Here is a 22524-nt window from a genome sequence, read left to right on the forward strand (position 1 = left end):
TTCTCTCTACGACGTTTCTCCAGCCAGTCGTTCTTCGATGTGACCGAGTGCGCGCGCACAGACGGGTGCGTACCCGCTCGCGAGTATCGCGAGTTCGAACCCGACACGGCAGCCGCCGGGCCGTTCTTCGACGAAGTGTCCAGTCGCCGGAATGCGTGCGACCCGCCACGTCCAGCGCCGGTCGACACACGACGTAATCTCGAAGGGGAGCCAGAGTCCGCCGGGCAGCCGAACCCGACCGGTCGTCTCGCCGTCGATGACCCGTTGAGAGGCGTCGACAGCACGGACCGACGGACCCCACTCCGACCACCGCTCGGTGTCTGTGAGCAACTCCCAGGCGTCGTCCGGGGGCGCGGCAATCTCCCGCGCGACGACGAGGCGGCGACCGTCCGGCGTCCGTTCGAGTCCGATCTCGGTGTGGCCCATACCAACCGGTAGGGGCGACAGGATAGTAACGCTGGGGTATCCACACTGCAAGACAGAGCTACTCTGGTAACGGGAGCCAAAGTATACATTCGAGGGCTCGTAACGGGGGTGTAGATGATAGAGGTCAGTGACCTCCGCAAGGAATACGGAGATTTTGCGGCGGTCGAGGGAAGCACGTTTTCCGTCGACCAGGGCGAGGTGTTCGGGATAATCGGTCCCAACGGTGCCGGCAAGACCACGACGCTGAAGATGCTCTCCGGCCTGCTGGAGCCGACCAGTGGTGACGTGACGGTCGCTGGCTACGCCACCGACGACACCGAGATGCGAAAGCGACTCGGCTTTCTCCCCGAAGAATCCCCGCTTTACGAAGAGATGACGCCGTTGTCCTACCTGAACTTCTTCGCGGACCTCTACGACGTACCGAGCGACACCGCAGAACGGCGCATCCACGACACGCTCGACGAACTCGATCTCGAACACCGCACGCGACAACTCGGAGACATGTCCAAGGGGATGAAGCGGAAAGTCGCCATCGCGCGCTCGCTGATCAACGACCCCGACGTGCTCGTCTACGACGAACCGGCGTCGGGGCTGGACCCGCTGACGACGAACTACATCATCGAGTTTACCGAGCGCCTCGCCGAGGAAGGCAAGACAATCGTCTTCTCTGCGCACAACCTCTTTCACGTCGAATCTATCTGCGACCGCGTCGCCATCATGAACGAGGGGACAATCGTCGCCAAGGGTGACCTCGAAACGCTCCAGGCCGAGTACGGCGAGACGGAGTACCACGTCTACACGACCGTCGAAGTCCCCGAGAGCGTCCAGAAAAACGGTCGGTACCGCCGCGTCGTCGACTCGATGGACGCCGTCGACGTGACGCGGACGGCCGCTCAGGACGCTGGCGGCGAAGTCGTCGACATTCGCACCAAGGAGTCGAGTCTGGAGGAGGTGTTCCTGAACGTCGCCGAGTCCGGTCGACGCTCGGGGTCGGAGGCCTGAGGCGTGGGGCTACGGAAACTCCTCCGGGTCGCACGCTGGGAGGTCACGAAAAACGCCGGCGGCGTCGACAAACGGACTATCGCCGTCGCAGCCCTCGCTATCGCACTCATCGGCGTGTTCGCCCCCGTCGTCGCCGGGCAGGGTGCGGTCCTCGACGACGGACTCTACCGGGTCAGCATCTCCGAGGACAGTCCCTATTACGACGCCGTCGCAGACGACGAGACGTTCGTCGTCCGACCAGATGCCACGTCGGCGGACCTCGGCAACTCGGTCGAACTCGTCGTCGACGGCCGCGAGGTGGTGTGGGCAGACTCACCCAAAGGCCGGGCCGCGATGGAGGAACTCCGGTCGACAGTCCAGCGGTACAATACCGAGCAACTCCGACAAGAACCCAACCAGAGTGCAGCGTTCCCCGTCTCTGTCTCGCTTGAATACCGCGACCAGTCGAACGTCGGGAGCAGTTACAGCGTCGATACGAGCGGGTCGGGACAGCAGGACGACACTACGGGTGGGAACGACACCGATGGCTCCACCGGTGACAGCTCCACTGTCGACGGCACTCCCGACGACAGCACCACAGACGACGGGACTGATACCGGCACGAACGATGGCGGGACCACCGGACCCGGTGGCAACGGAACCGGGAGCAGCACCGGCGCTGTCGACGGCGATCCGACCAACTCCGGCGGTGGCCTCGGCGGGTTCGGCTCGTCATTGTCGGGCGATTCGACCAGCGTCGATTCGCCGTCACAGCTCTCGCCACCGTTCCCCTTTGGGTCGCTCGTGCTCGCGTTCGTCTTCATCGTCCCGCTGAACTTCCTGATTCAGGCGTACGGCAGCACGATTCTCTCCGAGCGACTGAACCGCCGTGGCGAACTCCTGCTCGTCTCGCCCGTCTCCCGGTTCGACATCATCGGCGGGAAAACACTACCCTACTTCGGGGCCGCGATGGCAATCGAGGCGCTCATCGCCGTCGGCGTCACCTACATCTCGACGGAAACGCTGGGTGGACTCGTCTCGATTGCCGCCATCGTCCCGCTGGTGTTGCTCTTTCTCGCGGCGACGTTCCTCGGCGCGATGTTCGCCCGGTCGTTCAAGGAACTCACCTTCGTCACCGTCACCATCACTGTCGGGCTCACCAGCTACGCCTTCGTCCCAGCCATCTTCACCGACGTGACGCCGATTGCGCTCATCTCGCCGCTGACCGTCGTCGTCCGCGATTTGCAGGGCCAGGCGGTCGGGCTCTCGCAGTTTCTCTTTTCGGTGACGCCACCGCTGCTGTCGGCGCTGGTGCTGTTCGGACTCGGGGCCGGCCTCTACCGCGAGGAGGACATGTTCGCCCAGCGATCGATTCCGCTGAAAGTACTCGACGCGCTCGCCGGCCGGATTCGGAAGGCGCGAGACGTTGCAGTCGTCGTCGCCATCCTCCTCCCATTCGTCTTCGTGCTCCAGTTGCTCGCTATCGCGGTTCTGTTCGCGCTGGGCGAGATCTCCATCCCGCTGATTCTCGTCGTCGTCGCCGTCGTCGAAGAGGTCGCAAAGAGCCTGCCGATCTACGCCGCCTACGCACACAAGCGGTTCGAGCCGACGACCAGAACGGCCCTGGTTCTCGGACTCATGAGCGGCGTCGGCTTCTTCGTCGGCGAGAAGCTCACCCACGTCGCGCAACTGGTCGGGCTACCCGAACTCGAAATCGGACAGGCAGCCCTCCAGATTACGCCGGGCGACGTCGGGATTCCCATCCTGCTTGGCCTCTTCTTCCTACCGCTGGTGTTACACACCGTGACCGCAGCGATATCGGCCGTGGGAGCGAGTCGTGGCAGGCGGTCCTACGCCGTCGCGCTGGGCCTTGCGATGGTGGTTCACTTCGCCTACAACTTCGTGGTGGTGATGTCCCTTGTCTGACTCCAATCGCGGGCTGTTGGTCGACACCAGGACGACGATTGCTCGCCGTGAGATCTCTTCGCTCTCCCGGGAGAAGACGATCGTTCTCGCGTTGCTCATCCAGTTGTTCATCGCGGCGTTCTCCTCGTTTCTCGTCGTCGGGCTCACGTCGCTGTACGACCCCAGTTCCGTCGAGGGCGAGGGCGTCAGAATCGGCGTCTCCGGCGAGCACCAGGATGACCTGCTGCGCGCTGCAGCCGAGACCGACGGCGTCGACCCTGTCGAGTTCGACTCCCGCGAGGGGGCGCTTGAGAGTTTCAACAACGGCGCAGTCGACGCTGTCGTCGCTGCCGAGAGCACACCTGCTGCTAACGGGAGTGGCAGTCGGTTAGACGTGACCGCAGTCGCGCCCGAGGAGAACATCAGGACGACGCTCATCATCGTCCAGTTGCGCGAGATGCTGACCGAACTCGAACGCTCTGAGCGCCAGCAGCGACAGGTCTATCTCGACTACCAGCCCGTCGAACCACCGGCTGACACCGATTCGAGTCCCTACTTCGGGTTCACCTACACGGTACTCATTCCGCTCCTGCTCTTTCTCCCGCCCTTTATCAGCGGCTCTATCTCCGTCGACGCCATCACGGAGGAAATCGAGCGGGGGACGCTGGAACTCCTCAGAGTCGCACCGGTGTCGCTGGTCGATATCGTCGACGGGAAGGCACTCGGGATGATTCTGCTCGCGCCGCTCCAGGCGCTCCTCTGGATTGTGCTGTTGAGTTTCAACAACATCGCCGTCCAGAACGTCGTCCCGCTGCTGGTGTTCGTGACAGCGATAGCAACCATCGTTGTCGTCGTCGGCACACTGTTGGGACTGATTACGGCTCGGCGTCGACAGGCCCAGTTGCTCTACTCGGTGCTGGTCATCCTGCTCTTCGGAGCGGCTATCCTCCTGCCGGAACATCCGGCGACGACCGTGGCAAAATTGGCCGTCGACAGCGCGACAGTCGGTACCTACGCCCACGTCGTCGGCTTCGCTGTCGTGGCCATCGTCCTCTCAGCGGTTGCGCGGCGGTACGCCGGTACGATCGACGCCGAGGCGTTCTAGATCGGCACTCTGGCGCTCCAGTGACGGAAGCTTTTCGACCGTGCCCGTCGACACTTGTCCCATGGAGTACACGACTCTCGGTCAGACCGGGATGGAGGTCAGCCGCATCTGTCTCGGCTGTATGAGCTTTGGGACACCCGACTGGCGCGACTGGGTGCTGGAGGAAGAGGAGAGCCACCCGATTATCGACCGCGCCATCGACCTCGGTATCAACTTCTTCGATACCGCGAACATGTACTCCGAGGGCGAGTCCGAGCGCATCCTCGGTAATGCTCTCGAAGGACGGCGAGACGAGATGGTCGTCGCGTCGAAAGTGTACTTCCAGATGGACGACGACGACCCCAACTCGGGTGGGCTCTCCCGGAAAACGATCGAGCAGGAACTCGAGGCCAGCCTCGACCGTCTCGGGATGGATACCATCGATCTCTATCAGATTCACCGCTGGGATTACGACACGCCGATCGAACAGACGATGCGCGCACTCGACGACGCCGTTCGCCGGGAGAAAGTCCGGTATCTCGGCGCGAGTTCGATGTGGGCCCACCAGTTCTCGGAGGCGCTGCACACAAGCGACCGGCTCGGTCTCGACCAGTTCCTCACGATGCAGAACCACTACAACCTGCTCTATCGGGAGGAGGAACGCGAGATGCTCCCCCTCTGCGAAAAGGAAGATATCGGGGTCATTCCGTGGAGTCCGCTGGCCCGCGGGTATCTCGCACGCCCACACGAGGAGTTCGACGCGACTGCACGCGGCCAGTCCGACGACTACGCGAAAGAACACCCCTACTTCGAGGGCAACGGACAGGAGATAAACGAGCGCGTGCAGGAACTGGCCGACGAGAAGGGCGCGACGATGGCCCAGATTGCACTCTCGTGGGTGCTCCACAACGACTGGGTCGACGCGCCCATCGTCGGGACGACGAGCATCGAACACCTCGAAGCGGCCGTCGAGGCGCTCGACATCTCACTCTCGGATAGCGATATCGAGTGGCTCGAGGAGCCCTATGAACCGGTGACCATCAGCGGTCACGAGTAGCGGTTCTGGTCGCCGTTTTGTCTGTCGGAGTCGCCGTTTGCGTCGAGTCGGAATCGACAGCGACGGTCGTCGCGCGCGCGACTTCCGTTTGACCGCCGTCGAGAGTGACGTGTTCGAGTGTCAGCGTTTCTGGCTGGTCGTCGAGTCTGACGGACCCTTCGTACTCGACGCTGGTTCGACACTCCTCACAGTCCCGGTTTCCCGGGACCGCCGCTTCGATGACGATTGTCACCGTTCCCTCGGTCGTTCCCGACCCAGTGATCACCTGACCGGTGGGTTTCGCACAGATTGCGTCTCCGACGACAGTTCCTTCGACGGAAACGTCACGACCGTCGTGTCTGATGCTCCCCGAGTTTGTGACGCTGTTATCGCAGGTTCGCTGTGTCGCTCCGAGCTGGTCCAGGTCGCCGACGCTGATACCTGGCGTCTGCGTCGATTGCCCACCGCAGCCAGCGATGACGGCACCGCCAACCGTCGCGAGAAACGCCCGCCTGTTCATACTGGTCCGTCGGACCCGGGTAATAAAACGCGTGTGGCTTCTCGGGAAGCGTACTGCCGACCGAATTACAAAAAGTCTAGGAGAAAGCCCACGACTTCACAGTAGTTGCCGATTCAGGCTGCAGAGTGCTCGCTGAAGCATGATGAGATTGCCGAAATCCGGGCTTGCGTCGGTTGTTCAACCGGTGATTTGCATAGGGAACGACCAACGAGACGGATGGTTCGCCGTGACAGAGAGTCTCGCCAGTACGGGGGGGCGTGCTGACCCGAGTGCCAGCTCGGGTCTGCCGCCCGACGGTGATTAGCCGTACATCACCGGCCCGAGGAAGAACCGAAACGTTGCCGTTGAGACTGCTGGGCGCGTTTTCACTCGCCGTTGCTCAGAGAGCAGCAAACACACCATGATCCAGAGATTGTACAGCGTCACAGCGAACAAAAAGTAGAACAATCGCACCGCAAACACCGGTGACGTGGTACGGGGCAGAAACTCACCGACCTTCCGGTAGGACGTTTCTATACCCCAACGACGCCGATACGCTTGTGCCAGTGGCACCGCTTCATCCACCGTTCTCGGTCGATTCGTGATCAGACACAGCGAGTCGTCGTCCCGCGAGTGGTGCGGGACGACGACGAGCGTCACCGGCACACGCATCGTGGGAGACCGCTTTCTGACCAGCTCGTAGTCGGTGACGAATTTTTCTTCATCGTGTTCAGCAAGAACGCGCTTGATCCCCGGCGTTTTGGGTGCGCGCATGACGAACTCTACACCGAGATCGACGAGTTCATCGACTAACTCCACCCGATAGAGGCCACGATCACAGTAGATGCGAGTGATCGAGACGGCTTGACGCGCCGTCTCGATCACCTCGCAGATCGCCTCAATCAGCGACGGTGTGTCGGTCCGAGCAACGTGTGCGGACGCGAGCGTGAACCGCACTGCCGGTGACACAATGCACAGTGTCACGAAAACGTAGGCGAGATCAGTCCCTCGGTCAGGATTGATCCGTGAGACCATTGGTGTCTGCTTCGAGCCGTAATAGAGCCACTCGTGGAGGTCTAACGCAACCTCTGGGGTGTTCGGAAAGCGACGAGCTTTGCGTGTTTGTGTGAGTACCTGATCACGGACGCCATCGAACTGAACGTCGATGGCGTCCGCGTTCATCTGACCGAGATTGTACAGGAGTGATTTCGCCAGCGGACTCCGGTCCTCGAGGTCAAGATCGTCACCTCTGGCAAGTTGGAGGTGCCTAGCACTGGTGTTGGTGAATTCTCGCTCGAAGGCACTCCGAGTGAGGACTCTGGCGAAGTCCTCACTCGGATAGGTCCCGTTAGGCTTCGCTCCGAAGTCCAAGGACGGATAGAGCAATGATCCTGCGGCACGGCAGACCTGACGTGCCTCGGCAGTAGCGACCATGCTTGTCGTACGCTGCCACCGGAGAAATCCGTCTCTCAGGCACTTCGGCAACTACTGTTTAGTCGTGGGAGAAGTCACGACAGCCCGTGTTCGTCTTTGACCGCTGCTGCCACGTCTGCGACGGTGTTGTACTCCTCGTCGCTGTAAGAAATGAACCGAACGTCTTCCAGCGTCTCGGGGTCGTGTTCGGCGATAGTCTCGCAGATGATTCTGGCGCCGTTGTCAAGCGGAAAGCCGGCGACGCCACAGCCCAGTGCCGGAATGACGAGCGATTTGGCGCCGAGTTTATCGGCCCGTTCCAGCGTGTTCTTTGTGGCGTCGGCGATGCTCTGCTCAGTCGCTTTGCCGTCGCCGTAGTGTGGCATCGCCGCGGCGTGGATGACCCACTCTGCGTCGAGTTCGTAGGCGTCCGTGACTGCGATTTTCCCAAGGTCGACCGGTCCCTTCGAGGTGGCTTCGTCGTTGATCGGGCCGCCGGCTCCCCGCCTGAGCGCGCCAGCGACGCCGGACCCCATCTGGAGACTTGTCCCGGCGGCGTTGACGAGAACGTCCGCGGACTGCTGTGCGATGTCTCCCTGGATGACTTCGAAGTCCATACGCTCACTTCGATGGCCAGCATGAAAATTTCATTCCCGCAAATCCACACAACCGACGTGGAAACAAACCCCAGTATACTTCGGTGAGGCGGCCGCAGAGAGGCCAATGGCAGCGCCCTCCGACGGACCGAGCGACGAACAGACCGACGAAGACTCTGCAGCGTCGACGTCCGAACAACGTGCGACCGTGGCTGAGCAGTCGCCTGCCGACATCTCTCGGTTCACGACCGAGCGGCGGACGCTGACATCGAGCGTCCAGCTCATCTGGGCGTTCCGCGTACTCGTCGGCGTGGCAATTCTCAGTGCCATCGCGAGTTTCGCCGCCGCTCGGTTCGATGTAGACCGCAGTTTCGTCGTTGGCGGCGCTATCGTACTGGGGATTCTCGCGCTCGTGTGGGTCCACCTGCGCTATCGCATCTGGTCCTACCGGGTCCGCGAAGACGCGCTCTACTTGGAGCGTGGCGTCGTCACGACCGTCAAGACCGTCGCACCGCACGTCCGAATCCAGCACGTCGACACACAGCGTGGCCCGCTCGAACGCGCGCTCGGACTCTCGACGCTCGTCGTCTACACAGCCGGGTCGCGGGGTGCAGACGTGGCGATTCCCGGGCTCCAGACGGATGTTGCAGCGGACCTCCAGCAGCGGGTTAAGGAACTGGCAATCGAATCGGAGGGCGGTGACGCGCTGTGAAACTCGACAGTCGGACCGTTCCGTACCGCATCCTCGCCAACGGCGCCAGGATTGTCGGCCTCATAATCTTCAGTGTCGTCACCTCGGCGTCGAGTGGCGGGAGCGTGCTCGGCGGTATCGGACTCCTGCTGGGACTGATCGTCCTCGGTGTCGCGCTCAGTATCGGCTGGGAACTCGCCCGGTTTCGCCGCATCGACTACGAGCTGACGGCCGACACCTTCGATCTCAACTCGGGGGTGTTCTCACGCCGCGAGCGGGAGATTCCCTACCATCGCATCCAGAACGTCGACATCGGACAGAACATCGTCCAGCGCGCGTTCGGTATCGCGGAGGTGAGCCTGGAGACTGCTGGCGGCGGCTCGACCGAAGCACAGCTGCGATACGTCAGTCGCGAGGAAGCCGACCGGCTTCAGGACGAGATCAGTCGGCGCAAGCGCGGTGCCGACGCGGCCGAAGAGACCGAGGAAGAAGCGGTCGGCGAGACGCTGTTCGAACTCAGCGACCGCGAACACCTCGTTCTGGGTGTCGTCTCGGCTGACTTTCGGTTCCTGGGGGCGCTGTCAGTGCTCGCGCCGATTCTCGCACCACAGCTCGCGGGCGTTTTTGCGCCCGAGACCGACCTCCTGTTGCTGTTCGGGCCAGCCATCGCAATCGCGGGGCTGGTCGCGTTCTGGGTACTCAGTGGATTCCTCCAGATTTTGCGATACTACGACTTCGAGTTGACGCGGCGCGGCGACGAACTCCGGTACGAACGGGGACTGCTCCAGCGGTACAACGGGACCGTCCCGCTCTCGAAAGTCCAGACCGTTTCGGTACAGGAGAACGTCCTCGCGCGACTGCTCGGCTACGCGTCGGTCGTCATCCAGACGGCCGGCTACGCCCCCGGGCAGGACGGGTCACAGGTCGAGTCGGCGGTTCCGATCGCAAAGCGCGACCGCGCGTTCTCGCTGGCTCGCGCCGTTGAACCCTTTGGCGAAGTCGAGTTCCAGCGCCCGCCGACGCGAGCCCGGACGCGCTACGCGGCTCGGTACACCATCGGTCTGGCCGTCCTCGTCGGAATATTCTGGCTCGTAAACGCCACCACGAACCTCCTGCCGCTGTGGTACGTCCCCGCCGTTGCGGTCGTGCTCGTGCCCGTCGCCGCCCATCTCAAGTGGAAACACCTCGGCTACTACACTGACGGGGAGCACGTCATCACCAGGCACGGCTTCTGGCGGCGACAGACAATCGTCGTCCCGTACGACCGCGTTCAGGTGGTGTTCAGTAGCCAGACTGTCTTCCAGCGTCGCCGTCGTCTCGGGACTCTCACAATCGACACGGCCGGTGGCGGGGGACTCGTCAGCGGCGACGCCGTCGCACTCGATATCGACAGCAGCGTCGCCGAGGAACTCCGCGAGGACGTTGCGAGCAATCTCCAGCGAGCGCTGCGGGTCCGGTGACCCCGGTGTCGACTGCGGCGACTCGGTCTCTGGCGGTACTATTTTGTCGCTGTGGCTTCCGGTGGTGAGGTATGGATCGCGGTGACCGGGTACTTCGCGGGTCTGGCGTGGCTGCAGTCGTCCTGACGATGGTTGCTATTCTGGTTGCGACGGTGCTCTCACCGGCGTTCTCCTGGACCGGAAACGCGCTCTCGAATCTCGGCGTCACGGAGACCGCAGCGGGGACCGGTCTCACTGTAGTCTTGTTCAACGGTGGGCTGATACTCGGTGGACTTCTCGGACTCGGCTTTGCCGTGGCGCTCGCCAGGGCCGCGGTGTCACTCGCTGGCCGCGCGACCGCTCTCAGTTTCGGTCTCGCCGTCGTCTTCATGGCGCTTGTCGGGGTATTCCCGCAGAACACGACTCCTCACTTTCCGGTGGCTCTCGGCTTTTACCTGCTCGTCTCGGTGACGCTGTGGCTCGACGGACTGACTGCACTCGGTCAGGGGTGGCGACAGCGCGGACTCGTTGCTGTGACGTTCGGCACGGCGAATTTGGCCGGCTGGCTCGTCTGGGGGCTGACTGGTCCGCCGACGCGTGCCGGCCTCGCGATTCCCGAACTCTGGGGCGCGCTGCTCTTCTCTGTGTGGACCGGCTGGATTTCCGTCGGTCTCCTTCGGAATCGCTGGCTGCCGTCCGACCGGACCGACCAGTCCGACGCGGGGGTATAAGTCGGTGGGTGCCGATGCCCTGCTCGAATGCCAGCAGTCGAAACGACGGGGCTGACGAAACGATACGGCGACGTGGTGGCGCTCTCGGACCTCTCGCTCTCGGTCGAGGACGGCGAACTGTTCGGCTTGCTCGGGCCGAACGGCTCCGGGAAGACCACGACCATCGAGATTCTGACGGGCCAGCGTGAACCGACAGAAGGGGCGGCGACAGTGCTCGGACGGGACCCGGTGACCGACCCGCTTTCGGTCCGCCAGTCAATCGGCATCCTCCCCGAGCGCGAGGACCCGCCGAGTTTCCTCACGCCGCGGGAGTACCTCCAGTTCGTCGGTGACGTGCGTGAAATCGAAAACATCGACGACCGCATCGAGCGGTGGGCGCGCACCCTGGAGTTCCGGGGCGTTCTCGACACCATCGCGGGTGACCTTTCGGAAGGCGAGCGCCAGCGCGTGATGCTCTCTCAGGCGTTCGTCCACGAACCCGACCTCGTCTTCATCGACGAACCGCTCGTGAACTTGGATCCGCTGATGCAAGAGGAGGTCAAGTCCTACCTCCGGGAGTACTGCGCCGAGGGAAACACCCTCTTTCTCTCGACGCACTTCATGGCCGTCGCCGAGGAACTGTGCACGCAGGTCGGTATCATCGCGGACGGGACACTCGTCACTCAGCAGGACCCCCGCGACTTCGGAGACGGCGGCCTCCTCGATACGTTCGTCGAGGAGGTCGAGGGCAGCGCTGGCGCTCCGGGTGCGCCGGTCGAGGTGGCCGACGAATGACCTTCTCCTCGACAATTTCCCTTGAGAGAAATGACGAGTAACGCTGCGCTGTTCCGGTGGATGCTACTCGAGGAGTACCGACTCCACGCGAAGCTCTTCGGGTCGACCCGGTTTCTCGCCTTCCCGGTGTTCGTCGCTGCTATCGTCGGTGGCGGCGTCTACCTGCTCTCGCTGACGGGCACGTCGATGGGGGCTGTTGTCGCGGGCTTGCACGCGCTCGTCGTCTTTTTCGGACTACAGGTCGGGACACTCGGACTCGTCGGGAGAGACGCGATGCGCGACGTACTGGGTGATGTTACCCTGCTCGTGTTCTCGGCCCGAACGCTCCCGATTTCGTGGGGGCGACTGCTCGCGACGTTCCTCGCGAAGGACCTGGTGTACTACGCCGTCTTCTTCCTGACGCCGCTGGTGGTCGGGTTCGTTCCAGTCGCACTCACCGGTGGCCTCACCCTGGGACAGGTTGGGCTGCTCTGGGGGACGCTACTGGGGACGTTCGCACTCGGTGCCGCGGGAAGTCTCGCGCTCGTTGGACTCGGGACTCGAAGCAAGGTCGCGCTGGTGGTGGTCGTTGTCGCACTGACCGTGCTGGCGGTGCTTCGTGGCGGTGCGCTCGTCGGGGTGACGCCGTATGCCGTCTACACCGACCCCTCACCGACGACTGCGGCGACCGCACTCGTCCCGTTGCTGGCGGTAACCGTCCTCGGCCCGCTGCTGTTCGAGCCGGCAACGGGTGGCACGACACGACGTGTTCGCACGGACCGCTACCGGGAACTCCAGCGACTCCCCGGTGTGGACGGCATGACTGCGCGCCCGCTACTGGAGGTGGCGCGGTCGAGTGGCTCGGTGTGGAAAGTCGCCTTCTCGCTGGGTGTGCTCTTCGGCGTCGCTGCACTCCTGCTCGACCGGGTGGCTGCGGCGACTGGCATCGACCCCTCCGCTGGGGTGGCCTTCGGAACGCTGCTCGGACTGGGGAGTTTCACGACGTTCAACTGGGTGACGCAGTTCGACGACCCACAGGAGTACCTCCGCTATCCGACCGGGATGGATGCCGTCTTTGGGGCGAAGTTCCGCGCTCACCTCGTGCTTGCAGTGCCGACTGGACTCGGCTATCTCGCACTCGCTGCCGTCTGGTATCCGGTTGCTGACCTGCTCGTTGGGGTGGTCGTCTTCCCGCTGGTGTCGGTGTACGTCTTCGGACTGACGGCGTATCTGACCGGGCTCTCCGCGAACGAACTGCTCTTCGATACACCGCTGTTTGCGGCGTTCGGTGCGGGGATGGCACTGCTTGCGGTCCCGTTGCTCGTCGCGTCGCTGGCTGCGGGGACCGCGCCCACGCTCGCAATCGGCGGGGCAATTGCGTTGTCTGGACTGTCCGCACTCGTGGGATACTGGCTCGTCCGGCAGTCGGGTCCGCGGTGGGATGTAAAACTGCGAACCGGCGGATAGGCGTTCCAGAAACCTTTTGAGAGGTGTCTGAAATTGTACTGATGAACCACCATGAGCAGGCTCGGATTCGTCGCGAGGGTGTGTACTGAGCGGGTGGACCGATGACGGCGACCGGTCCGATTCGGGCACTCGTTGTCGACGATAGCGAGTTCTTCGCCGAGATGACGGCTTCGACGCTGACCGAGGAACACGACATCGAAGCGACCTTCGAGACGAACGCTCAGGCTGCCCTCGACTGGCTCGAGGAGTCGCGGGTCGACTGCATCGTCAGCGACTACGAGATGCCCGAAATGGACGGCCTAACCTTTCTCGAACGGGTTCAGGAGCGGTACGACGACCTGCCGTTTATTTTACTCACTGGCCGCGGCGACGAGGAGATCGCCAGTCGCGCCATCGCCTCCGGCGTCGCCGATTACTTGCTCAAACTCGAAGTCGTCGAGGACGAACAGTACGAACGGCTGGCTAACCGCATCGAGGGTGTCGTCAACCAGCAGCAGACGCAGAAAAAGTACGAGCGTCTCGTCGAGAACTCTCCGGACGCAATCGCTCACGTCACCGAATCCGGCACCGTTCTAGCTGCCAATCCCGCACTGGTCGAAGGGGTCGACACGGATTGTGAGTCGCTCGTCGGTACCCAACTGGTTGATGCCTTCGAAGGAACTGCCGGACAGAGACGTCTCGACGCCGGGCGGGAAGCAATCGAGACTGGTGAGACGGTGCGAACCGAGGACAGCTATGACGGCCGCTTCTTTCACAACATATTCGTCCCCGTCGAGACGCGCCGCGCTCACGACTCCTTCCAGTTCATCTCCAGAGACATCACCGAGCGCAGGGAGCGCGAGGAGGAACTCGAACGACAGAACGAACGTCTTGAGAGCTTTGCCAGCGTGGTCAGCCATGACCTCCGGAACCCGCTGAACGTCGCCCAGAGTTCAGTCGAACTCCTCCACGATGAAATCGACAGTGACCACCTCGACCGTATCGACCGCTCGCTCGTCAGGATGGGTGCTATCATCGAGGACGTGCTGACGCTGGCCCGCCAGGGTGATACCGTCGACTCGCCCTCGCCAGTCGACGTGGAGACCATGGCCGAGGACGCCTGGTCGTACGTCGAGACCGGCGACGCGACACTCGTTGTCGAAACGGAGGGTCGAATCGAGGCCGATTCGAGTCGCCTCAAGGAACTGCTGACCAACCTCTTCCGGAACAGCGTCGAACACGGTGAGGCCACGACAATCACGGTCGGGTCTGTTGAGGAAGCAGACGCCGACGACTACGGGTTCTACGTCGCCGATGACGGGACCGGTATCCCCCCGGAAAATCGGGACGACGTATTCGAGTCTGGTTTCTCCACCGCTCGGCAGGGTACTGGGCTCGGACTCACAATCGTCGAGGATATCGCGAACGCACATGGCTGGTCTGTCACGGTTGCAGACAGTGACGAGGGCGGCGCTCGGTTCGAAGTGATCGGTGTCACCGAACGATAGGGTAGTCTGTTGTTTTCGTTCTAATACACTGCAAACACATCCGACGACCGGCGGGATTATGTCTGTCCCGGCCAACACACGGGTGATGGCGCTCAACGGTGCAATCGTGGATTTAGACGGGACGGTCTACCGCGGTGGCACGCTCCTCGACGGTGCGAGTGAGGGTATCGACCGACTCCGGTCGGCTGGTCTGTCGCTCCTCTTTTTTTCGAACAATCCGACCAGAGACGGGGATACCTACGTCGACCACCTCGCCAATTTCGGCATCGATGCGCGACCCGGCGAGGCCTGTTCAGCCGGTGACGTGACGACCAGCTACCTTCGTGACAACCACGCTGACGACAGCGTCTTGTTCGTCGGCGCTGACGGCCTCCGGGAGCAACTGACGGCTGCGGACGTGACGTTGACCACCAGGCCCGACGATGTCGACGTGTTGCTCGGGTCGTGGACGCCGTCGTTCGGTTACGAGGACATGAACGCAGCACTCCAGGCAGTCGACGAGGACACGACGTTTCTTGGGACGGACCCCGACCGAACGTTCCCGCGAGAGAACGGCGGTCTCGAGCCGGGGTCGGGCGCAATTGTCAACTCGCTGGCTGCGACGGTCGGACAGGACCCGGATGCGATTCTGGGCAAGCCATCTGAACCGGCGCTCCAGATGGCGCTGGACCGTCTCGGCGTGACCGCTTCCGAGTGTCTGGTTGTCGGTGACAGACTCGGCACTGACCTCGCGATGGGCGCGCGTGCAGAGATGACGACCGTTCTCGTCTTGACCGGCGTGACTGATCGCGACGACGTGTCGAAAAGCGATATCCAACCTGACTACGTCGTCGACAGTCTGGGCGATATCGACGAGGTGCTGGCGACCGTCGACGGCTGACCTTTTGCGTTCTCCTAACAATTCTGACCTGACTATTCTCGCTCATAGACACTTTTGGCCGAGTGGGTCGTTACCTAAAACCGCACACGGAGTGCGTGATACACTATGGGTAAAGACATCCTGATGATCGTTGGCGACTTCGGTGAGGACTACGAAATAATGGTACCGTTTCAGGCCCTTCAGATGGTCGGTCACGACGTGGACGCGGTCTGTCCGGAGCGCGAGGCGGGAGACGCGTGCAAGACGGCGATTCACGACTTCAGGGGTGACCAGACGTATCTCGAAGAGCGGGGCCACAACTTCGAGTTGAACGCCACGATGGCGGAGATAGACCCGTCGGACTACGACGCGCTGGTCGTTCCGGGCGGGCGCGCACCCGAGTATCTCCGGAATTACGATGTCGTCATCGAGACCGTTCAGCACTTCTTCGAGACGGACAAACCGGTCGCGTCGATCTGTCACGGCCCGCAGATTCTGGCCGCTGCCGGCGTGCTTGACGGCTACGAGATGACCGCCTATCCGGCCGTGCAGGCAGAAGTCGAAGCCGCCGGCTGCTCGTGGGTCGACGGTGTCACGCGCGACCGAAATCTCGTCACCGGCCAGGCCTGGCCGGACCACCCCGAATGGCTGGCCGAGTTCCTTGACCTGCTCGGGACGGACATCGAACACGGCGCGGTTGCCGCCGCGGACGACTGACCCGCGCTGCCGGCGACGAAATAAACTTCCAACAACTCGTATCGTTTCTTATTTCGGTTGGTTTTTAGTGGGTTCCGGTCGACGGGTGGGATATGGTCGACAAGGAAGACCTGCGAGAGCAGTTCACGGATGCCTTCGAAGGAGCGGATTACCCGATAAACAGCCCGATGGATCTCGTCCCGGCACTACCGAGCGGGCCGTCGACGAAGTTCGAGTCGGGAGACTTCTCGATGACAGCGATGGAACTGAACACGAAACTCGGCAGTGGTGAGTTCCCGTACGACGACGTCGAGTCGTTCGTCGACGACGTGATGCGGCAACTCGAAGAGCAGGATCTCATCTGAGCGTTACGTAACGGATTTAAACGCTGGTTCCAAATTCTCGACTGCAGTCCCGTGGTGTAGTGGCCAATCATAGTGGCCTTTGGATTGTGGCCGTCTCGCGCGGCTGTGAGAAGAGAGCCACTGACGGCAGTTCGAATCTGCCCGGGACTATTTTGCGACGAGCATCTCGCGAGTCGCAAATATCCTCGGCAGTTCGAACCAGGGAACGAAGTGACCGTGGTTCGAATCTGCCGGTCTCAGTGTCGTCGGAGTTGTTTGAGCGGTGAGTGACCGTGGTTCGAATCTGCCCGGTCTCAGTGTCGGCAAACCGTTTTGAGCAGTCCTGGGCTGACGCCGTTCACCGACCCGCAGCGGTCGTTTATACTGCTCGCGGCCGTATCGACGAGCCGATGGGTGTGTTTCGATGACCCCGGCGGACCGAGATGTCGTCGAGACACATCTCCGGCACTTGAACGTATCCGAACTGGCGGCTTTCGTTGCCGACCTCTGGGATGCACAGGGGTTCCGGACGGAGCGGGACGGACTCGATGTCGTGGCGACACGAGGCGAAGAGACCCTCACAATCCGTGTCGTCGATGCGGTGTCGGGGCCGGTCAGTGCCGACCTGGTGGTCGCCATCGACGGCGGTTTCGATGGGCACGCCACGACGCTCGATGCCAGTGACCTCGGCGAACGACTCTGGTACGCCGTCGACAGACCGGTCGCTCGGGAACTCTGCCGTCGCCATCTCGGCGAGACTCCGTCGGCGCTGTCGACACCCCTCGGGTTGCAGCTCCAGCGGTGGGGGTCGGGACGGTCCGCTCCCGCACTGGCCGGAATTCTCGTTATCGCTGTGGTGACTGTACTCGCCGTCGGACTCCTCGCGAGTTCGGGGTGGATTCCGAATACGGTGAGTAGTGACTCCCAGGTGGGGGCCAGCGACACGCCGGCAGCGACAGCGACGCCGGCGGCGGCAACGACCTGGTCGCACGAGTCTCGCCTCGTCGACGCGAACACGGTCGACCCGGCACAGTTTCCGCCCGGTGTGACCAGCGACGGTATCGACGATATCGATGCACTGGCGTCGGCACACAGCCTTGCCATCGGAGAGCAGTCGTATACGATGTCGATAGACCGGTATCAGCCCGAAATCTGGGACCAGGAGGTAATCGATGTCCATCGTGATCTCGACATCGAGGTCAGTAACGGGACGTATCTGCTCGACGCTGCCGAGCGGGCGAACGGTGAGACGATTCCGATGGGCACCCTCTATCACGACGGCACGAAGACGTACCTCGCCCAGGAGGGATTCTCTGGTGTCTCGTACCGAGAGGTCTCAGCGACTGAACTGCGCCAGCAGTATCCACCACTGCCGTCGGAACTCACCGAACAGCTGGTCAGCACGCGGTTGTCGACGCCGACGACAGAAGTACGGGGGATACTCAGAGAGGGGGGTGACAGACTGTATCTGCTCACCGGGAGCGGCCAGCCGGAGTGGCAGGACATCGGTGAGGTCCTGCGGTACAACGTCTCTGCGCTGGTCACCGAAACTGGACTCGTCCGTGACGTCTCTCTGTCGTACATGATCCGCGACGGTGACCGAATCGTCGACGTTCGTCGGGAAATCACGTACGACGATGTGGGAGAGACGACAGTCGACCCGCCCGGCTGGTATCACGAACAGTTCGCTAGGAATGAAACAGGGACGTGACTGCTCGTGTGGAACATATATTGTTAGACGTGTGTGAGAGATATTCGATGAAGTAGCCACGAGACCACCACAGAGCCAAATTCACGGGATCAAGTCATCATGCTCTCCCCACTGATTTTCGGCAACTCGACGATGAACACCGCACCGTCACAATCACTGTCTTCATCGATAGTCGCGCCGGTGGAACTGTCCTGTTGACACCTGTCTTCAACCCAGATGTCCCCTCCATAGCTCTCGACGAGTGTTTGGACGAGATACAGTCCGATGCCAGTTCCATGGCTATTCAACCCTTTTTCACCCTTGCCAAAAATTGTCTCTTTCTGGGCGTCCGGCACGCCTGGGCCGTTGTCCGCGACACGCACCACAACTTCGTTTTCGTGCTCTGCTGCGGAAATGGTGATCTCCGGCACCTCAGTATCGTTGTGTTGAACAGCGTTTTTCAGGAGGTTCCGAAAGACTGAGCCAAGCATATCGTTTGCTTGAACTAGAACCGATGGAATGGGTGTCTTGTTTGTAACGACTGCCTCGGAATAGGTCGACTGCACTTCGCTTATCTCCCCTTGAAGTATTGTTTTGACATTAACTTGCTGCAGTTCTTGGTCTACAGAAACCATTACCTCAGCCATCTCGCGTGCGGAAGTAGTGAGTTCAACTGCATGGTTGGCGTTCTCGAGTACCGTCTCGATCGAATCCTGTGCCGCCATGTCGTCGCACTTCTGTTCGAGTAACTCTGCGTGTGCCATTATTAATTGAATATCATTGCGGATGTCGTGGCGAAGCACTTGATTGAGAATATCGAGATTGTCACGCTGTTCTTCGAGTTGCCTCTCGTACTGTTTGCGTTCGGTAATATCGATAGCTGTGATGTAGACCCGGGAGTAATCGTCTGGGTCGGGAATGTACATGTCCAGCAGTTCGTGGCGCTGCTCACCGTCGGACATTTCTGAGACGACCTCTCTGCGGAACTCCGTCTCACCAGCCGCGATACTGGCCCACATTGACTGCGCATCCGCTAGTCCGTCCTCGGTGACAAACGGGGAGAACCCCTCGAGTAGCGTCTCTTTCGACTCGACCCCGTAGTAGTCGGTCGCATTCTGGTTGACATCACGAATGTCGACACGGTCGAAGACCTCCTGCAGTTCCGCTGGATTAGCCTCGAAATACGCCTCCAGGTCGTCAATCTCGGCAGCGAGCTCGTCCACGTACGCTTTGGCCGCCGAGATATCCTCCTCCCAGAGCACGATTGGATTGTTCTCGAACAGCGATCGGTATCGCTCTCTGCTCCGCTCGAGTTCTCGCTGCCGCTGTTTGCGCTCGGATATGTCCCGCACGAGTGCGTGCAGCACGGGTTCGCCCTCGTGCTCGAAGCGGCTGAGTTTCACTTCTGCAGGGAACGATTCCCCATCGACGCGTTTGTGTCGCCACTCGAAGAACGCCTGCCCTTCCTCGAATGCCCTCTCGACGTGTGACTGTGCTGCTTCCTTCGAGTCTCTTCCGTCGGGCTGTGTCGATGGAGACAATTCCCAGGGGCTGTACTCGGTGAAGGATTCGACCGAGTCGAGTCCAAACAGATCGAGCGCACGCCCGTTACAGTCGAAGAACCCGTCTCGATCGAGCAACATGAGGGCGTCACGCGTCTCTTCGAAGAGACTACGGTACTTCGATTCACGTTCTTCGAGTTCTCGCTTCTGTCTCTTGCGGTCGGATATATCTCTGACGAGGGCATGCAACACTGGTTCGTCTCCGTGTTCGAAGCGGCTGAGTTTCACTTCCGCGGGAAATTCAGTTCCATCGGCACGTTGGTGCGTAAACTCGAAAAACGCCTCGCCGTCTTCGAACGCCGTCTCGATGCGAGACAGCGCCGTCTCTTTTGAAGCCGCCCCGTCTGGTTGTGTGGCTGGTGCGAGATCCCATGGCGTGTATTCGAGAAACGATTCGACGGACTCGATTCCGAACAGTTCAAGCGCGCGCTCATTACAATCGACGTAGCCGTCGCGGTCGAACAACATGAGCGCGTCGCGCATGTCCTCGAACAGGCTCCGGTACTTCTGCTCGCGCTCGCGGAGTTTGTACTCCCGTTCTTTGAGCGCAGTCACGTCCCGAGCGTAGCTGAGGACTGCGTCCTGATCGGTTTTTGCACTCTCGAATGGAACCTTTGTTGTCTGGAGGATCCGTGTCTCATCAGCGGCGGTGGTCACCTCTTTCTCGGGGACGAATTGTGCTTCGCCTGACTCTACTACCTCTCTGTCAGCGTCATCGAACTCGGCGAAGAGGTCTGGTATGGAGTCGTCCGACTCAGTCGGCTCTCTGACGCCATCGCGACTCATCCCAAACGCCTCTGCGGTCGTCTCGTTCGCCAGCAAGAACTCTCCGTCGCTATTTCTGGCAAATATCAGATCCGGACTCAGGTCGATAACCTGTCGAAGCTCTTCCCGTGCCTCCTCAAGTGCGTCCTCGTAGTGCTTGCGTTCGGTGATATCTCTCGCGACCGCGACGAATTTTTCGACGGTCCCCTCCTCGTCCGTTATCGGTGCGACTGTCTGGTTGAGAACGACCTGTTCCCCGTCTGCACTTTCGTCGAATACCTCTGATTCCCAGCGTTCGCCAGCGAGAATCGTGTCCCAGAACTCCTCGTAGAACTCCTCGCCGTGTTCGCCTGATCTGAGGATTCTGGGTGTGCGACCAACAGCTTGTTCAGTACTGTATCCTGTGACGTTCTCGAAGGCTGGGTTAACGTACTCGATAGTTCCCTCGACATCAGTGATATAAATCGCATGAGCGCTCTGTTCGACGGCTTTCTTGAATTGCTGAAGTTCTCGTTCGCGCTGCTTGCGCTCCGTGATGTCGACGAGGTAGCCGAGCAGATGCGAGGTTTCCCCTTCCTCTCGCAGATCACGAGTATACTCCATCACCCAGCGGGTGTGACCGTCTGCCGTGACGATCCTGTACGGGTCGAGACTCATGCGCCTGGCTTCCTCTTTCTGGTACTCTGTCACCTGACGGACGACCTGCTCTAAATCGTCCTCGTGAATGAGGTCGGCGAACGACACCTCGTTCGACTGCAGCGCTTCTGGATCGTAGCCGAAAATATCCCTGACGTTCTCGGAAACGTATTTGACGGGCCATCCTTCCGCATCTTCCCACTTGAACACGACTGCTGGTCCCTCCTGAAACATGTCGCGTTCCGCTTCGAGTTTCAACTCTGCCAGCTTCCGGTCGTCGATATCCTGATGCAGCCCCACTGCCCGCGTAGGTGTTCCGTCGTCAGCCCGCTCGACAACTTTCCCCATGGTCCGAACCCACTTCCAGTTCCCCGACTTTGTCTTCAGCCGGTACTCGCATTGGTAGTAGGGTGTTTCATTCTCGACGTGGTGAGCCAGCGCCTCGTTGTGTCGTTTCTCTCCCTCTGGGTGGACGATCTGTTCCCACCCCCGCAAGTGATCTCCCATCTCGGATTGTGTGTATCCGAGCATCTCAGCCAACAGCTCGTCACGTGACACTTCGTCCGTCTCCATGTCCCAGTCCCAGACGCCAAGATTTGCCCCTTCCAGAGCCATTTCCATCCGCTCTTTCGTCGTTCTCAACTCCGCAGTTTGCTCCTTGCGCTCCGTGATGTCGCGGCAGTTCAGCAGGAATCCGTCGATATACTCGTCGTCGAGTCCGTTGTACACGGTTGCTTCGAGCCAACACCACGCGCTCTCGGCTTGCTGATAGCGAAATTCAACGCTCTGACGTGTCTCCGGGGATGTGCGTGCTTCCTCGATGGTGTCCTCGACTGCATCCCTGTCGTCGGGATGCACATACTCGAGGCCCTTTTTACCGGTCAATGATCCGGGCTCGTGTCCGAGACGGCGCTTGACAGCCGAACTGACGTAGGTTATTCGTCGGTTCCGGTCGAGTACGAAGACGATGTCACTCGATTGTTCGAGAATCTGACGACACCAGGCCAGCTCCCGGGTACCCTCGCCTGCCTCTGTTTTCCTCGCGTCAGACATATTTTGTTATGATTTGACCGGTCCACTATTTGAATGTGGGCCTGGTTGTCACTGTCGATAATTACCGTCTGGCCGCATCCTTCTTGTAGTCGCTCAGTGAGTGGTTGACTCGGTAGTTTTATGCTCAATAGCTGTTACAATCTCTGATAAGAACGAACTCGGAACAGATGACGGGGACATGCCAGAGTGCGTTCGTGGCTGGATATTCTTTTTTACTGACTCGCTGGGGATCGCCCCGGAGGCTGGGCGTGAACTAAATGACAGATATTCATAGTGGCTGTGAGGGCGGAAACGGATGAAACTGACTTCCCTGTATAGGTGATAACACGTGACGGACGACAGTGAGACGACGACTGAGGTGACACGGGCGACGAGACGAGAACGACTGTTCCACGCTACTCTCGACAGGAA

General features: G+C 61.0%; 19 protein-coding genes and 1 tRNA gene. 15 read left to right on the forward strand and 5 right to left on the reverse strand.

Features of this window, described 5'->3' with window-relative positions; all coding sequences use genetic code 11:
• Window positions 1-6: 6 nt before the first annotated feature.
• Window positions 7-426: an SRPBCC family protein gene (locus WDJ60_RS07885; protein ID WP_340099810.1), complete on the reverse strand. Its 420-nt coding sequence runs from the start codon at window positions 424-426 to the stop codon at window positions 7-9.
• A 114-nt stretch (window positions 427-540) separates the two neighbouring features.
• On the opposite strand from WDJ60_RS07885, the gene WDJ60_RS07890 reads away from it, so the two are divergent.
• From WDJ60_RS07890 to WDJ60_RS07905, 4 genes are all read left to right on the forward strand, one after another.
• Window positions 541-1428, forward strand: a complete 888-nt coding sequence (locus tag WDJ60_RS07890) for an ABC transporter ATP-binding protein (protein ID WP_340099811.1) — start codon at window positions 541-543, stop codon at window positions 1426-1428.
• A gap of 3 nt (window positions 1429-1431) precedes the next feature.
• Entirely contained in the window at window positions 1432-3333 is a 1902-nt protein-coding gene (locus WDJ60_RS07895) for a PrsW family glutamic-type intramembrane protease (protein ID WP_340099812.1), read from the forward strand.
• Window positions 3326-4417 (forward strand): ABC transporter permease, encoded by a 1092-nt coding sequence (locus WDJ60_RS07900; protein WP_340099813.1) that lies wholly within the window; start codon window positions 3326-3328, stop codon window positions 4415-4417. Before WDJ60_RS07895 ends, WDJ60_RS07900 begins: the two co-directional genes overlap by 8 nt.
• Window positions 4418-4478: 61 nt before the next feature.
• Window positions 4479-5453 (forward strand): aldo/keto reductase, encoded by a 975-nt coding sequence (locus tag WDJ60_RS07905; protein ID WP_340099814.1) that lies wholly within the window; start codon window positions 4479-4481, stop codon window positions 5451-5453.
• On the opposite strand, the gene WDJ60_RS07910 is transcribed toward WDJ60_RS07905, so the two are convergent.
• From WDJ60_RS07910 to WDJ60_RS07920, 3 genes are all read right to left on the reverse strand, one after another.
• Window positions 5437-5952, reverse strand: coding sequence for a hypothetical protein (locus tag WDJ60_RS07910; RefSeq protein ID WP_340099815.1), 516 nt, complete (start codon window positions 5950-5952; stop codon window positions 5437-5439). The genes WDJ60_RS07905 and WDJ60_RS07910 overlap by 17 nt on opposite strands.
• Before the next feature lie 300 nt (window positions 5953-6252).
• Complete coding sequence (locus tag WDJ60_RS07915; protein ID WP_340099816.1) at window positions 6253-7365, reverse strand: transposase; 1113 nt, start codon at window positions 7363-7365, stop codon at window positions 6253-6255.
• Between the two features lie 74 nt (window positions 7366-7439).
• Window positions 7440-7961 carry a macro domain-containing protein gene (locus WDJ60_RS07920; RefSeq protein ID WP_340099817.1) on the reverse strand — a complete coding sequence of 174 codons (522 nt, stop codon included), beginning with the start codon at window positions 7959-7961 and terminating at the stop codon, window positions 7440-7442.
• A gap of 106 nt (window positions 7962-8067) precedes the next feature.
• On the opposite strand from WDJ60_RS07920, the gene WDJ60_RS07925 reads away from it, so the two are divergent.
• From WDJ60_RS07925 to WDJ60_RS07975, 11 genes are all read left to right on the forward strand, one after another.
• Window positions 8068-8652, forward strand: coding sequence for a PH domain-containing protein (locus WDJ60_RS07925; RefSeq protein WP_340099818.1), 585 nt, complete (start codon window positions 8068-8070; stop codon window positions 8650-8652).
• Window positions 8649-10091, forward strand: coding sequence for a PH domain-containing protein (locus WDJ60_RS07930; protein ID WP_340099819.1), 1443 nt, complete (start codon window positions 8649-8651; stop codon window positions 10089-10091). Before WDJ60_RS07925 ends, WDJ60_RS07930 begins: the two co-directional genes overlap by 4 nt.
• A 71-nt stretch (window positions 10092-10162) precedes the next feature.
• Complete coding sequence (locus tag WDJ60_RS07935; RefSeq protein WP_340099820.1) at window positions 10163-10801, forward strand: DUF998 domain-containing protein; 639 nt, start codon at window positions 10163-10165, stop codon at window positions 10799-10801.
• Window positions 10802-10828: 27 nt separating this feature from the next.
• Window positions 10829-11575: an ABC transporter ATP-binding protein gene (locus WDJ60_RS07940; RefSeq protein ID WP_340099821.1), complete on the forward strand. Its 747-nt coding sequence runs from the start codon at window positions 10829-10831 to the stop codon at window positions 11573-11575.
• Window positions 11576-11605: 30 nt separating this feature from the next.
• Window positions 11606-13021 carry a hypothetical protein gene (locus WDJ60_RS07945; protein ID WP_340099822.1) on the forward strand — a complete coding sequence of 472 codons (1416 nt, stop codon included), beginning with the start codon at window positions 11606-11608 and terminating at the stop codon, window positions 13019-13021.
• A gap of 101 nt (window positions 13022-13122) precedes the next feature.
• Complete coding sequence (locus tag WDJ60_RS07950; RefSeq protein ID WP_340099823.1) at window positions 13123-14508, forward strand: sensor histidine kinase; 1386 nt, start codon at window positions 13123-13125, stop codon at window positions 14506-14508.
• 85 nt (window positions 14509-14593) lie between these two features.
• On the forward strand, window positions 14594-15388 hold the full coding sequence (locus WDJ60_RS07955) for an HAD-IIA family hydrolase (protein ID WP_340099824.1): 795 nt from the start codon (window positions 14594-14596) through the stop codon (window positions 15386-15388).
• A 105-nt stretch (window positions 15389-15493) separates the two neighbouring features.
• Window positions 15494-16084, forward strand: coding sequence for a DJ-1/PfpI family protein (locus tag WDJ60_RS07960; protein WP_340099825.1), 591 nt, complete (start codon window positions 15494-15496; stop codon window positions 16082-16084).
• Between the two features lie 92 nt (window positions 16085-16176).
• Window positions 16177-16428 (forward strand): MTH865 family protein, encoded by a 252-nt coding sequence (locus tag WDJ60_RS07965; protein ID WP_340099826.1) that lies wholly within the window; start codon window positions 16177-16179, stop codon window positions 16426-16428.
• A gap of 45 nt (window positions 16429-16473) precedes the next feature.
• A tRNA-Gln gene (locus WDJ60_RS07970) sits at window positions 16474-16578 on the forward strand.
• Between the two features lie 253 nt (window positions 16579-16831).
• Entirely contained in the window at window positions 16832-18118 is a 1287-nt protein-coding gene (locus tag WDJ60_RS07975) for a hypothetical protein (protein WP_340099827.1), read from the forward strand.
• 89 nt (window positions 18119-18207) lie between these two features.
• Here WDJ60_RS07975 and WDJ60_RS07980 read toward each other — a convergent pair whose 3' ends face one another.
• Window positions 18208-22113, reverse strand: coding sequence for a PAS domain S-box protein (locus tag WDJ60_RS07980; protein WP_340099828.1), 3906 nt, complete (start codon window positions 22111-22113; stop codon window positions 18208-18210).
• Window positions 22114-22524: the final 411 nt, after the last annotated feature.

It is taken from the genome of Salinibaculum salinum, from assembly GCF_037645885.1.
Taxonomy (GTDB): domain Archaea; phylum Halobacteriota; class Halobacteria; order Halobacteriales; family Haloarculaceae; genus Salinibaculum; species Salinibaculum salinum.

Excerpts from the sequence above, each read along its gene's own strand:
- WDJ60_RS07885 (WP_340099810.1), bottom strand. The coding sequence starts at position 426 with ATGGGCCACACCGAGATCGGACTCGAACGGACGCCGGACGGTCGCCGC.
- WDJ60_RS07890 (WP_340099811.1), top strand. The coding sequence starts at position 541 with ATGATAGAGGTCAGTGACCTCCGCAAGGAATACGGAGATTTTGCGGCG.
- WDJ60_RS07905 (WP_340099814.1), top strand. The coding sequence starts at position 4,479 with ATGGAGTACACGACTCTCGGTCAGACCGGGATGGAGGTCAGCCGCATC.
- WDJ60_RS07910 (WP_340099815.1), bottom strand. The coding sequence starts at position 5,952 with ATGAACAGGCGGGCGTTTCTCGCGACGGTTGGCGGTGCCGTCATCGCT.
- WDJ60_RS07915 (WP_340099816.1), bottom strand. The coding sequence starts at position 7,365 with ATGGTCGCTACTGCCGAGGCACGTCAGGTCTGCCGTGCCGCAGGATCA.
- WDJ60_RS07920 (WP_340099817.1), bottom strand. The coding sequence starts at position 7,961 with ATGGACTTCGAAGTCATCCAGGGAGACATCGCACAGCAGTCCGCGGAC.
- WDJ60_RS07925 (WP_340099818.1), top strand. The coding sequence starts at position 8,068 with ATGGCAGCGCCCTCCGACGGACCGAGCGACGAACAGACCGACGAAGAC.
- WDJ60_RS07935 (WP_340099820.1), top strand. The coding sequence starts at position 10,163 with ATGGATCGCGGTGACCGGGTACTTCGCGGGTCTGGCGTGGCTGCAGTC.
- WDJ60_RS07940 (WP_340099821.1), top strand. The coding sequence starts at position 10,829 with ATGCCAGCAGTCGAAACGACGGGGCTGACGAAACGATACGGCGACGTG.
- WDJ60_RS07945 (WP_340099822.1), top strand. The coding sequence starts at position 11,606 with ATGACGAGTAACGCTGCGCTGTTCCGGTGGATGCTACTCGAGGAGTAC.
- WDJ60_RS07950 (WP_340099823.1), top strand. The coding sequence starts at position 13,123 with ATGACGGCGACCGGTCCGATTCGGGCACTCGTTGTCGACGATAGCGAG.
- WDJ60_RS07955 (WP_340099824.1), top strand. The coding sequence starts at position 14,594 with ATGGCGCTCAACGGTGCAATCGTGGATTTAGACGGGACGGTCTACCGC.
- WDJ60_RS07960 (WP_340099825.1), top strand. The coding sequence starts at position 15,494 with ATGGGTAAAGACATCCTGATGATCGTTGGCGACTTCGGTGAGGACTAC.
- WDJ60_RS07965 (WP_340099826.1), top strand. The coding sequence starts at position 16,177 with ATGGTCGACAAGGAAGACCTGCGAGAGCAGTTCACGGATGCCTTCGAA.
- WDJ60_RS07975 (WP_340099827.1), top strand. The coding sequence starts at position 16,832 with ATGACCCCGGCGGACCGAGATGTCGTCGAGACACATCTCCGGCACTTG.
- WDJ60_RS07980 (WP_340099828.1), bottom strand. The coding sequence starts at position 22,113 with ATGTCTGACGCGAGGAAAACAGAGGCAGGCGAGGGTACCCGGGAGCTG.